General features: G+C 41.3%; 14 protein-coding genes. 8 read left to right on the top strand and 6 right to left on the bottom strand.

The window, feature by feature from the left end:
• The first annotated feature begins 25 nt into the window (after positions 1-25).
• From ABJD64_RS02845 to ABJD64_RS02835, 3 genes are all read left to right on the top strand, one after another.
• Complete coding sequence (locus ABJD64_RS02845) at positions 26-1,564, top strand: YifB family Mg chelatase-like AAA ATPase (RefSeq protein ID WP_348177208.1); 1,539 nt, start codon at positions 26-28, stop codon at positions 1,562-1,564.
• 205 nt (positions 1,565-1,769) lie between these two features.
• The gene (locus ABJD64_RS02840) at positions 1,770-2,501 is read left to right on the top strand and encodes a C-type lectin domain-containing protein (RefSeq protein WP_348177206.1); all 732 of its coding nucleotides are present in this window, start codon (positions 1,770-1,772) and stop codon (positions 2,499-2,501) included.
• Positions 2,502-2,642: 141 nt separating this feature from the next.
• Positions 2,643-3,752: a DUF4249 family protein gene (locus ABJD64_RS02835; protein WP_348177204.1), complete on the top strand. Its 1,110-nt coding sequence runs from the start codon at positions 2,643-2,645 to the stop codon at positions 3,750-3,752.
• Between the two features lie 106 nt (positions 3,753-3,858).
• On the opposite strand, the gene ABJD64_RS02830 is transcribed toward ABJD64_RS02835, so the two are convergent.
• On the bottom strand, positions 3,859-4,884 hold the full coding sequence (locus ABJD64_RS02830) for an isoaspartyl peptidase/L-asparaginase (RefSeq protein ID WP_348177202.1): 1,026 nt from the start codon (positions 4,882-4,884) through the stop codon (positions 3,859-3,861).
• Positions 4,885-5,028: 144 nt separating this feature from the next.
• Here ABJD64_RS02830 and ABJD64_RS02825 point away from each other — a divergent pair, with 144 nt between their 5' ends.
• From ABJD64_RS02825 to ABJD64_RS02815, 3 genes are read left to right on the top strand one after another with little or no spacing between them, the layout of a single operon-like run.
• Positions 5,029-5,415 (top strand): TraR/DksA C4-type zinc finger protein, encoded by a 387-nt coding sequence (locus ABJD64_RS02825; RefSeq protein ID WP_348177200.1) that lies wholly within the window; start codon positions 5,029-5,031, stop codon positions 5,413-5,415.
• On the top strand, positions 5,416-5,976 hold the full coding sequence (gene scpB / locus ABJD64_RS02820; RefSeq protein WP_348177198.1) for an SMC-Scp complex subunit ScpB: 561 nt from the start codon (positions 5,416-5,418) through the stop codon (positions 5,974-5,976).
• 55 nt (positions 5,977-6,031) lie between these two features.
• Positions 6,032-6,802, top strand: a complete 771-nt coding sequence (locus ABJD64_RS02815) for a pseudouridine synthase (RefSeq protein ID WP_348177196.1) — start codon at positions 6,032-6,034, stop codon at positions 6,800-6,802.
• A 53-nt stretch (positions 6,803-6,855) separates the two neighbouring features.
• Here the strand turns inward: ABJD64_RS02815 and ABJD64_RS02810 are convergent, their stop codons facing one another.
• The 5 genes from ABJD64_RS02810 to ABJD64_RS02790 form a co-directional block, all read right to left on the bottom strand.
• Positions 6,856-7,515 carry a phosphatidylserine decarboxylase family protein gene (locus tag ABJD64_RS02810; protein ID WP_348177194.1) on the bottom strand — a complete coding sequence of 220 codons (660 nt, stop codon included), beginning with the start codon at positions 7,513-7,515 and terminating at the stop codon, positions 6,856-6,858.
• A 22-nt stretch (positions 7,516-7,537) separates the two neighbouring features.
• Entirely contained in the window at positions 7,538-8,812 is a 1,275-nt protein-coding gene (locus tag ABJD64_RS02805) for a Glu/Leu/Phe/Val dehydrogenase (protein WP_348177192.1), read from the bottom strand.
• An 84-nt stretch (positions 8,813-8,896) separates the two neighbouring features.
• A complete protein-coding gene (locus tag ABJD64_RS02800; protein WP_348177190.1) occupies positions 8,897-9,736 on the bottom strand; it encodes a phosphatidate cytidylyltransferase in 840 nt (279 codons plus the stop codon).
• A complete protein-coding gene (locus ABJD64_RS02795) occupies positions 9,717-9,923 on the bottom strand; it encodes a hypothetical protein (protein WP_348177188.1) in 207 nt (68 codons plus the stop codon). The genes ABJD64_RS02800 and ABJD64_RS02795 overlap by 20 nt, the downstream gene beginning before the upstream one ends.
• Entirely contained in the window at positions 9,916-10,839 is a 924-nt protein-coding gene (locus ABJD64_RS02790; protein ID WP_348177186.1) for a CPBP family intramembrane glutamic endopeptidase, read from the bottom strand. Before ABJD64_RS02790 ends, ABJD64_RS02795 begins: the two co-directional genes overlap by 8 nt.
• Before the next feature lie 81 nt (positions 10,840-10,920).
• Here ABJD64_RS02790 and dusB point away from each other — a divergent pair, with 81 nt between their 5' ends.
• Both dusB and ABJD64_RS02780 read left to right on the top strand, forming a co-directional pair.
• Positions 10,921-11,919, top strand: coding sequence for a tRNA dihydrouridine synthase DusB (dusB, locus tag ABJD64_RS02785; RefSeq protein WP_348177184.1), 999 nt, complete (start codon positions 10,921-10,923; stop codon positions 11,917-11,919).
• The gene (locus tag ABJD64_RS02780; protein ID WP_348177182.1) at positions 11,916-12,803 is read left to right on the top strand and encodes a DMT family transporter; all 888 of its coding nucleotides are present in this window, start codon (positions 11,916-11,918) and stop codon (positions 12,801-12,803) included. Before dusB ends, ABJD64_RS02780 begins: the two co-directional genes overlap by 4 nt.
• Positions 12,804-12,809 lie beyond the last annotated feature (6 nt).

The raw sequence follows: 12,809 nt of genomic DNA, 5'->3' as shown, positions 1-12,809 counted from the left end.
TTCACTTATTGGACGATCAACTTAAATGCTATCCAAAACTTTCGGGAGTGCTGTTTATGGAGTAGACGCACATATTATTACTATTGAGGCCAACGTAATCGCAGGTACCAAATTTTACATGGTGGGACTACCAGATTCTGCAGTGAAAGAAAGCGAACAGAGGGTCGAATCTGCACTCAAACAAAATGGTTACTTCATGCCAAGACAAAAAGTGATAATAAACTTGGCCCCAGCCGATATCAAAAAAGAAGGCTCTTCTTATGATCTACCAATCGCTCTTGGTATTCTCAATGCATCCGGCCAACATGAACTTGAAGGGCTCGATACTTCAATCATTATGGGAGAATTGTCTTTGGATGGAACCATTCGCCCAATCAAAGGAGCTCTACCTATTGCCATAGAGGCGCGTAAACAAGGTTTTAAGTCTTTTGTTTTACCTAAAGAGAATGCCTCCGAAGCAGCCATTGTAGACAACTTGGAAATAATCGGTGTTGAAAACTTCCAGGAAGCCGTAGACCATCTTTCGGGGAAGACCAAAATACAACCTACAACATATGATACTAGAGATATGTTCCAAACATATGTCAATGAATATGCCGCTGACTTCGCCAATGTACAAGGACAAGAGAATATTAAGAGATCACTTGAAATAGCAGCAGCCGGAGGGCACAATGTTATTATGATAGGTCCGCCAGGAGCGGGCAAAACTATGTTAGCCAAACGGCTTCCGTCTATTCTACCTCCTATTTCGTTGCAAGAATCGCTCGAGACCACTAAAATTCATTCTGTGGCCGGTCATCTAAAGGAAAATTCATCTCTTATTACTACAAGGCCATTTCGCTCCCCCCATCATACTATAAGTGATGTTGCCTTGGTTGGAGGAGGGGGTATACCACAGCCCGGAGAAATTTCTTTGGCCAACAATGGTGTATTATTTCTCGATGAACTACCCGAGTTTAAGCGAGCGGTTTTGGAGGTGATGCGTCAGCCTTTAGAAGAACGAAAGGTAACGATCTCGAGAGCAAAAATATCTATTGAGTTTCCAGCCAACTTTATGCTAATTGCCAGTATGAATCCTTGCCCCTGCGGATACTACAACCATCCTGAAAAGGAATGCGTTTGCGCGCCTGGAGTAGTCCAAAAGTATCTGAACAAGGTCAGTGGACCATTACTGGATCGTATAGATCTGCATGTAGAAGTTACTCCCGTTTCATTTGATCAGCTTACTGAGGATAGGAAGACTGAAAGCAGTGAGATCATTCGAGAAAGAGTGATTGAAGCTCGTATGGTCCAGCAAGAGCGATTCAAAGATCATCCTGAAATATTTAATAATGCCATGATGAATTCTCAAATGGTAAAATCAATATGTCAGATCAACTCAGCTGGAAAAAATCTCCTCAAAACGGCTATGGAAAAATTAGGCCTTTCCGCAAGGGCTTATGATCGAATACTCAAAGTGGCACGAACCATTGCCGACCTGGCTGGCAAAGAAGACATTCAGATTGAGCATTTGGCTGAAGCTATTCAGTATAGAAGTTTGGACAGAGAAGGATGGGCGGCATAGCCGTCATCGTCAATTCTTAAAAGCGTTTACTCGTTCACTCTTGATAAATCGATGCCAGATATTCTTTGGTTACATCAATTAAAAGTTAGAATTTGTATGGCATATGAAGTATTCGCTTTACCATTGCCGTTGATAATTTTTAAAAATTGCAATCTGCTAAGTGCTACAAAAAGGACATTACTTATTTTTGAACAAAAATCCAATTATGAAAAGTGTGCCCTATCTTATATTCGGACTTTTTGTTTCCTGCCTTGATACGGTCGAAGAATCAGATGAAGAATTCTTTACTTCTGAAGAAAATATGTTTTGCGAACGATTTGAAAGCAAGGATTATTCATCGTACGATGATTTGGCACTAAAGTGCCAATACACTCACGAAGACGGGCAAGATATAAGAACATATGAATTTGTGGGATGCAAAACAAAAGCACAATACACCCAATGGCTCGACTCCATGAGATGCTATGACTACGTTGGGCTGACGTCAATTGACGGCTCGTACTTTGAAGGCGTCCGCACAATCTCAGGCGGTTCAATTGAATGTGATTGTAGTAGAGATTTTAACATCGAGGGATACGACTATGTCGGCAATTTTAATGATCACTTATATTATATTTCTGATGCGCGTACCTCATGGACGAACGCGAACGACTTGGCCAACCGGCATGGTCATCTTGTCACAATTACATCAGAAGAAGAAAATCAGTTTATTCTAAACATCATTGGCGAAGGCATTGTATGGATAGGACTTCATGACTCAAATACCGAAGGTGATTTCGAATGGGTCACGGGTGAACTGGTTGACTATACTAACTGGCGAGCTGGTGAGCCAAATAATCTAAACGATGGAGACTATGTGCTCTTTTGGGGTACCAATGGATGGCTAGATTTAAATGATTCAGGAAACCTATTTTCACACATTTTAGAAATAGAATGATTGGATGCAACTATTTAGAACCTGCCGATTCAGAGATGTCGAGGTTTATTCAAGTGATAAAACAACTCGCTGCTCCTCGGTTCGGATTGGCATCCGGTCGATATTGCAAAATCGTGTTTCACCTTACCCAATATACCTTTGATGAAATATAATTTAACCTTAATCCTATTGGTGCAATTGTTATTTCTTAGCTGTGTAGAAAATTTCAGTTTTGAGAGTGAAGATGAACAACAGGCCTTGATTGTAGAAGGATTCATTACAAATATTTCATACAATGATGCCGCCTCCTTACCCATGGATGCACGCAACTTTGAGGTCCGATTGAAAATGACGTCTCCCGTAACTAACGTACTGGATCGACCAGTTGTTTATGCCGAGGTGAAACTGGTCGATGACACCGGTAATTGTTGGGACTACACGGATTGGAGCATCAATCTTAGACCTGGTGTTTATGTTTTGGAGGACAATGATTTTAGAATCCAACCAGACCGCATGTATCAATTGCAAATTGTACTTGGAGATGGCAGGCGCTATGAATCAGAATTTGAATCGGTGCCTGCACCGACGACTCCCGGCCAATTAATTACCGAGCAGATCGTAAGGCGGCAACTACTTGAAGACGAAACTACGATTACGGATGTAGATGGGCTATTACTGAAGTACAAATTAGATCCAGGTGTAAGTTCAGATGAAGTCACTTATAACGTCTGGGATTTTACCACTACTTATGGGTACCTCGCTTTAAACAATAGGGATAATTCTTCCCCTGTTCGGAAATGTTGGATGACTACAATCTACGACCATTCACAAATTACACTGACTGACCATATGCAGCCAGAGCTGGACTATGAATTAATGTTTTTTGATGTAGGCCACCAATGGCTTCCTGAAGGGATCTCATTATTAGTTAACCAACATTCGGTCTCAAAAGATTTTTACCAGTTTAGGGAGGACTTGCAAGCCCAAGAGGAACAATCTCAACTATTTGCGCCCCCGCCATATAACGCATCGACCAACTTTTATCCAGTAGATCATAACTTTCCGGTTTTTGGCTACTTTGAGGTTGCCAACCAAAACGTGTTTCGATGGATATTTTCACCAGAGATGCTTGATTTTGTAATTCCTTATCCGGCATGGATGCAAGCAGGATGTGATGCGCGACCGCCGCCGGAATGTTTCAATTGCACCCTTGCTTCTGTACCCCCAAGAGGATATTTAACAAATGTTAAGCCTGATTGGTGGGTAGATTAGAGCCCTTATTGCTATTGATTTGGTTGTATTGGTAAAGAGGGAATAAAACCCAACACATTTAGCTTAAGCCTATAAGTTAGCTGTCTGAATGAAGAGACAGGACTGCCTAGTCTTCCACATTGAAAATAAAGGTTTTTGCTTTTTGCTTCTTCTGAATGTATCCTCGGTACATTCCTGCAGTATTGAATGTCATAGATATGTTGCCGTCTGCATCGAGTGCTATCACTCCACCGCCTCCGTTGATTGCTTTTAGCTTATTCATGATGACCTCTTCGGTAGCCTTACTAAGCGATACACTTTTATATTCCATGCGGGCTGCTATGTCGTAGGCTACCACATTTCTTATGAAATATTCACCATGACCGGTCCCAGAAACTCCACAAATTTGGTTGGCAAAAGTTCCTGCTCCGATCACAGGAGAGTCTCCAATTCGGCCATATTTTTTATTCGTCATCCCTCCTGTAGAGGTAGCTGCGCTTATATTACCATCCTTATCTAGCGCAACAGCTCCGACGGTACCATATTTATAATCCTTCCATTTATTGATACTGCCTTCTTCCTTCACTTTTTCGGCTTTTTGCAATTTTTCTAGTTGCTTCTTTCTTCTTTCAGTGTAAAAATATGAGGGTTCAACGAGTTCCAAACCGCTATCTCTGGCAAATGACTCAGCACCAGATCCTGACATCATTACATGTACTGAATTGTTTTTTACCACCTGAGCGGCAAGAATTGGATTCTTTACAGTTTTGATTCCTGCCACTGCCCCGGCAGAGCCATCGCCGCCATTCATTATAGAGGCATCCATCTCATTTGTACCTTCGCTGGTAAAGACTGCCCCTTTACCGGCATTAAATAGTGGTGAATTTTCCATGACTATGACGGCCGCAATCACAGCCTCTTCAGATGTCCCACCACTATCCAAGATTTCATGCCCGGCATTAAGCGCTTCTTTTAGTTTGGCATGATAAGCCTGCTCTGATTCTGGCGTCATGTTTTCTTTCAGTATGGTTCCCGCTCCTCCGTGAATAACTAGAGTTGGCTTTCCATTAGTTTTAATATTCTGAGCTTCAAGCAAGAAATTGTTGAGAGTAAAAAAAACTAGAAATAGAAAAAATAATTTACACTTTTTCATCGTTTGGTTGCGTTTAAATGTCGTTAGCTAATCTAACCAAATGGCATGTAACTAAATATTTTGTGTGACTACATTTTTTCCTTTTGTTTTTAAAAGCGTTGAAGTAGATTAGCGCAAATATTCTTGGATTAAAATGCTACAAATATGAGCAATGGAGAGAAAACAAGATATTCCCAAGAAGAGCTAGCTGAATTTGAAGAGCTTATCAACGGAAAACTTGAAAAAGCAAAAAGTGAATTGAAATACATCAAGGAGTCTTTGACAAGAAGTGGTGATTCAGGTACAGATAGCACTTTTGGAAATGTCAAAACCCTAGAAGATGGTGCAGACACTGCCGAAAAAGAAAGCCTTAATCAGCTAGCCGCAAGGCAACAAAAATTTATCACCAACCTGGAGAATGCCTTGATACGAATCAAAAATGGCACTTACGGCATTTGTAAAGAAAGTGGTAAGTTGATAAGCAAGGAGAGGTTGCGTGCGGTACCGCATACCACGCTTTCCATTGATTCAAAACTGAAGCAAAGCAGCTAGTTGGATTATCTTGCTAATCATATCGAAGCACTGATTTTTTGTTCGCAAAAGCCTATTGCAGACCAGGAAATCAAAGATTGTCTTACCGAAATGTTCGAAGCTGAAGTACCTCTCTCCGACATCCACGATGCCATTGCCAAATTACAAGAAAAGTATAAAAGTGATGAGTATTCCTTTGAACCCATACTCAGCGGTGGTGGCTTTCAGTTTCTGACCAAACCGGCCTATCAGGCAAGTATTGGTATTTTGCTCAAACAACAGTCCAAAAAAAGACTGTCGAACTCCTCTTTGGAAACCTTATCCATTATCGCTTACAGACAGCCCATTACCAAAGGAGAAATGGAGCAAATACGTGGTGTAAACTGTGACTATGCCGTTCAGAAGTTGTTGGAAAAAGAACTTATCGAAATCAAAGGCAAATCAGAGGCCGTAGGACGTCCAATCATCTACGGTACCAGTCAAAATTTCATTGACTACTTTGGCATTAATGACCTCAATGAATTACCTACCCTCAAGGACTTCGAGCAGAAAGAAAACGAGATAGGCGAAGAGAAAGAATAGAGTGTCTTCAAGTCATTCGTCTCTTTTCAATACTTTTGCAGGAACCAAAGTCATCATGCGAAAGAGAACAAATCCAAAAGGCCCAAATAAACCTGCTCAAAAACTTGAGACACTAACGTATCCCGCTCGATTAAACAAGTTTATATCGAATGCAGGCATTTGTTCCAGACGTGATGCAGATCTATTGATCGTTGAAGGGAAAATCAAAATCAACGACAATGTAGTAACCGAATTAGGCACAAAGGTTGAGCACGGTGATGTGGTAAAATTCAACGGTAAAGTGATCAAACCGCAGAACTATGCTTACATCCTAATCAACAAACCAAAAGACTACATTACGACCATGGAGGACCCCGAGAACCGAAAGACGGTCATGCAACTGATCAAAGGAGCCTCCGAATCCAGGATATACCCCGTTGGTCGACTAGATAGAAACACAACCGGGTTACTGTTATTTACCAATGATGGGGACCTCTCTCAAAAACTCACACACCCTTCCTATCAAATCAAAAAGATTTATCAGGTTGAGTTGGATAAACCACTCACCGCTTACCACTTTGAGCAAATCTCTCAAGGTATTACACTCGAAGATGGGGATGTAAAAGTGGATGAAATTGCCATTTTATCCAGTGACAAAAAATCTATTGGTGTGCAAGTCCACGTGGGTAAAAACAGAATCGTCAGAAGAATATTCGAGCATTTCGAATATGAAGTCATCAAACTAGATAGAACCATGTATGGTCCACTTACCAAAAAGGACTTGCCAAAGGGAAAATGGAGAAACCTGACCGATAGGGAAGTGGTGGTCTTGAAGAATTTGTCTTAATTTACTATTAAATTAAGAACACCAATTTGGAAGATTTGATTGAGAAAGTGCTTCTAATTCAATGTAGCAATCACAGTCCTGCCACCCTTGGTAACATCTCCAATGTTCACATTTATTTCTGCATCCACGGGTAAGAATACATCCAGCCTAGAACCGAACTTTATGAATCCATATTCCTGACCCTGCATCAATTTCTGATCTTCAGCCACATACCATTTGATCCTTCGAGCTACGGCTCCAGCTATTTGACGAACCAGAATCTCTACTCCGTTGGCCAACTCTACCACCAAAGTCGTTCGCTCATTTTCCGTACTCGACTTTGGATGCCAGGCCACCAGGTACTTCCCCGCATGATATTTGAAATACTTAACCAGTCCTCCTACCGGTGTTCTACAAACATGCACATTCAATGGTGACATGAATATGGAAATTTGCTTTCGTTCTGACTTAAAGTACTCTGATTCTTCAGTGTCTTCGATCACCACTACTTTACCATCAGCAGGGGCCAAAATCAAATTTTGATCCACATTTACACTGACTTTTGGGTTTCTGAAGAACTGTAATACCAGAAGGTAAATAATCAAGCTGGCGATCAGGGCTAGTTGCTGAGCCAACTCATTGACAGGTAGAAAATATCTTACTGCATAATTAGCTAAAGCCAGAACACACAACAGTACGAAGAGAATTTTGTATCCTTCTTTGTGAATGGTCATAATAATGAAAAAGGGAGGGTTTTTAGAACCCTCCTCTGTATTTATATGTTGTCGATACCTTTTCGATAGCCACGATATATGCAGCTATCCTCAATGATACTTTATATTCCTGAGATATTTCATACACCTTATTAAAAGATGTTTTCATGATCCTGTCAGATCTGCGGTTTACCCTCTCACGAGTCCATTTGTACCCTAGTCTGTTTTGTACCCATTCGAAATATGAAACGGTCACACCACCAGCATTAGCTAGAATATCTGGCACCGCTAATACGTCGTTCTCTTGCAAGATTGCATCTGCACGTGCAGATGTAGGGCCGTTAGCTCCTTCTACAATGAGCTTGGCTTTAATTTTACCTGCATTGTCGAAGGTGATAACATCTTCCTTGGCTGCAGGAATCAACACATCCACTTCCAACAATAACAATTCATCCGGATCGATTTTTTCTGCTCCCGGGAGTCCTTCTAATTGCCCATTGTTATTGTTTCTATATTCTATCGCCTCAGACATATTTATTCCGCCATCATTGTAATAGGCACCGGAAACATCGCTTATCGCAACTACACTAACCCCTCGTTCTTCAAGCAGCTTTCCTGCCCAAGACCCAACATTGCCAAATCCCTGAATGGCACATTTGGCATTAAAAGGGTTAATCTTCATTTTTTCCATCGCGGCAAGCGCAGAGATCATCACACCACGTCCGGTGGCCTCAGTTCTTCCTAAAGAACCTCCAAGTACAATTGGCTTACCGGTAACTACGGCATTCACGGTCATACCCTGAGCTCTTGAATATTCATCCATCATCCAGGCCATTTCTCTTGGTCCTGTACCCATATCCGGAGCAGGAATGTCTCTGTCGGGTCCAAAAATCTCATGCATATTTTGTGTGTATGCCCTCGTCAATCTTTCAATTTCACCGGGAGACATTTCACGGGGATTACATCGAATACCGCCTTTGGCACCGCCATAAGGAATATCAACCACTGCGCATTTCCAGGTCATCCAGGCCGCAAGTGCCTTGACCTCATCCAGATTCACTCCCATGTCAAATCTCACACCACCCTTAGATGGTCCAAGAATATTTGAGTGAATCACGCGATACCCTTCGAAAACTTTAATGGAACCGTCATCCATGGTGACAGGCAACGAAACGATCGCCTGCTTATATGGAGACTTAAGTACATTGTAAATTTCGTCGTCAAGACCTAGTGCTTGTGCCGCGATATGAAATCTCGACATCATTGACTCAAAAGGATTTTCTTTATCCTTAATTGGAGCCGGTTCTATATATCCCATTTTAAGCGTTTGTGTGTTGTCATTTTTAGGTAGGCAAAATTACACATTCATCCAATGAAAACAGGACTTAACCCCAACAATCGATCATTCTTGCACAAAAAACTTCAAGAATATGATGATGAAGGGAATGGACAACAATAAACCATCAAAACGATCCAGAAAACCACCATGGCCAGGCAATTTTCGTCCTGAGTCTTTGATATCCATGCTTCTTTTGAACAGTGATTCAACCAAATCCCCATATGTACCAGCAATAACTGTAATCACCGATATCACTAACCAATGCCATAGAGCTAGGTCAGTGAAATAATAAGAAACTCCAATAGCAAAGGCCAGAGAAAGTATAGCTCCTCCAACACTCCCTTCCCAAGATTTTTTTGGAGAAACCCTTTCAAAAAGTTTTCTTTTTCCAAACTGAATACCGGCGAAATACGCTCCCGTATCGCTGGCCCAGAGGATAAGAAATATGCCGATTATAATTTGATAACTATACCTGTCTAATATAAATGCCGCTACACTCAACAGTGAAAATGGAAGCGCTACGTATATAATGCCTAAAAAGGTGAAAGCAATATTGGTAAAGGGTTTCTTTTCATCCTTCTTATATAATTTGATAAAAAAGATACACGAGCTAAAGGGCAATATCATAAAAAAGGCATCAAAGCTGATGGTTTCTTTCTCTACCAGATATATCATAGTGAATAAAATGACACCCATGATTGTTCCAAAGGTTCTAAGTGGAACTATGCCATTCGCTATAATGAGTTTGTAAAATTCCCACTGAGTAAGAATGCATAAAAATAGGAAGACACCAAAGAAGCCATATTCGTGATAGGCGATGGCAAACAAAACAAAGAACGCACCAATTACCCCTGTGACCAGCCGCTTGGCCAGATCTGAAAACTTACTTGAACTCGATGTCATTCTCTATAATCTTAATTGCTCTAAGCACATGATCAGGTGCAACCAACACTTCAAAATGACCAAACTGGTAAGCAGCATCCTTCTTGTTGACCAGTACAGGTTGTAAACCCGATTCCTGTAGCACGGCTATGACAATCTCTGCGCGGTATTCGTTCTTATCCGAAAATACTTTTTGCCAGTTACTCATTTTTCAAATTACCTGTAATATGAAATTGTTTTTTGAACAATACAAACAGAATACCTCCAATAATCACAAAGCCAAGAGCAACCCAAATTGATAAGGTCTCCGTACTTTCAACATCATACTCCACCATGCCTAGTTGAAATAAATAAATCATGAGTAAAGTGAATCCATTATTGATCAAATGAGCAATCGAGGCATACCAAAGGTTCCCCGAGAAATAAAACAGGTAACCAAAAAAAGCGCCTAAGGCCATCCTTGGAAAAAATCCGTAAAACTGCAAGTGAAAAGCGCTGAAAAAAAAGGCGGTCGCCCAAATAGCGACATGGGGGTTACCCCATATGCTGTGCAAATATTTTTGAATGAGTCCTCTAAAGAGAAGTTCCTCCCCGATTGCAGGTACTACTGCCACCACAATCATTACCAACAAAAAATAGGGTAGCGAATAAAAATCTGTTAAGAATTCAGTCATAAGCCTGCCTTGCTCTTCCAAATGATCGAAGGTGGCTGCAACTGCATCTGGAAATTCAAAACTTAGGTTCCACTCAATGAGCAAACTATTGACAACCATGAGGGCAAGGGTTAAACCCAATGTAATGACAGTAGCGTTGATTGCAAGTGATTTGGAATGAAAATACTCTGAAAGTGAACTGGACTCATATTTTTTAATAAAAAAGGCAGGAACGAGTATAAAACTCAAGATGGATGCTCCGGCTTGAATTATGACCAGTGTGAGCTGAAGAGAAGGCTCCGGATCCTCCATGCCGATCTGGCTCATAAATTCTTCGACTGTGATGCCTAATACTTCAACACCAATTGCCATAAAGATGGCAGGGGCTATAAGATAAGTCCCCATGCTGAGCAAAATGAGTATCAGCAATAACGATAACGGGCTTCGTGAGCTTTCTGGTGAATTGGACATAAAAAGATTAAATTTGCAGCAAAAATGATCGGATATTCTGAATAAACAAAAAGAACTATTCGAATGCTCAAATAAAGCAAGATGGTAAAAATTGGCGATATAGAATTAGGGGAGTTCCCATTGTTGCTAGCTCCTATGGAGGACGTGAGTGACCCTCCATTCAGAGCAGTCTGCAAGGAAAATGGGGCTGATCTGATGTATACTGAGTTTATTTCATCTGAGGCATTGATTCGGGATGCCGCAAAGAGCATTCAAAAACTGGACATCTATGACTATGAACGCCCCATTGGCATTCAAATCTTTGGAGAAAAGATAGAGTCGATGCGAGAAGCCGCCGCGATCGCAGAAGAAGCCGATCCCGAACTGGTAGACATCAACTATGGCTGCCCGGTAAAAAAAGTAGCATGTAAAGGAGCTGGAGCAGGAATATTACTTGATCTCCCTAAGATGCAAAAAATGACCGAGGAGATCGTCAATCGTGTAAAAAAACCAGTAACAGTAAAAACGAGATTAGGTTGGGATCACAACACGATACAAATCGTAGAGGTAGCAAAGAGATTGCAGGACGTGGGAATAAAGGCGTTAAGCATCCATGGTCGAACCCGTCAGCAAATGTACAAGGGGGAAGCTGACTGGAATCCAATTGCAGAAGTCAAAAACCATCCAGACATCCATATTCCGATCTTTGGAAATGGCGACATCGACTCGCCTCAAAAAGCGAAGTTGTATCGAGAGGAATACGGTGTGGATGGTATTATGATAGGAAGAGCTGCTATTGGTAATCCATGGATTTTCAACCAGGTCAAACATTTCTTTAAGACCGGTGAGGAATTAGCTCCTCCAACACTTTCCGAAAGGATGGACGCGGTAAAAAGCCACCTCAAATTCTCTATAGAGTGGAAGGGTGACAAAAAAGGCATTTTCGAAATGCGTCGACATTATACAAACTATTTTCGTGGTATCCCGGGGTTTAAGCCATTCCGTGCCCGCCTCGTTGAATCTCCTACATATGAAGACACCATGCAGATTCTGGATGAGATAGAGGACATCTTTCAGGCAGATAATTTAGTCAATCAATGAGCGACAATCAAAGCTCTCCGGGCCTCGGCGCCTGGGTATTACTCGTTGTTCTGGCATTGGTTTGGGGTAGCTCATTTATTCTAATCAAAAAAAGTTTACTTACTTTCTCTGCAGGAGAGGTAGGTACTCTTCGTATGTTTATTGCTTTTCTGGGACTATTGCCATTTGCCCTACCGATACTAAGGAAGGTCGAAAGAAAAAAACTGCCCGTTTTGTTTTTGGTAGGGTTCGTTGGTAGCCTACTCCCTGCCATACTCTTCGCGATAGCTCAAACACAGCTTGAAAGTGCAATTACCGGAGTCATCAATTCATTGACACCTGTTTTTGTTCTGTTGATCGGCCTGGTATTCTTTCATCACAAAATTAAAATCATAAACTCGTTTGGCATCGCTATTGGTTTCATAGGGTGTTCATTCATTATGCTTGGAGGCGCTTATTTCGATCTATCCGGAGTCAATCTTTATGCTCTATTTGTAATAGCCGCCACGGTAATGTATGGAACAAGTATCAACCTGATCAAACATTATCTATCGGATATTCGATCCTTGCATATCACTGCTGTATCATTCACTTTGGTAAGTCCGATCAGCTTGGGATATCTCTTGCTGGCCACCGACTTTCTAGATAAAGTAGGAACGGACCCTCAATTTTTATCAGGCATGGCCTATGTATCTGCACTTGCCCTTATTGGGACTGCGGTGGCACTTGTCATATTCAATAAACTAGTGAAAACTGCTTCTCCGATTTTTGCCAGCTCCGTGACCTATGTGATCCCAATTGTTGCCATAGGTTGGGGAATAGTAGACGGAGAAACACTCAATATATATCAGATCGTTGGTATTGGGATTGTATTAGTGGGTGTATATCTTGCCAACAAAAAATAGAACTGA

The organism is Reichenbachiella sp. (assembly GCF_039944555.1).
In the GTDB taxonomy this organism is placed as follows: Bacteria; Bacteroidota; Bacteroidia; order Cytophagales; family Cyclobacteriaceae; genus Reichenbachiella.
The sequence above is the reverse complement of the archived record's forward strand: the minus strand, read 5'-3'. Positions and strand labels throughout refer to the sequence as shown.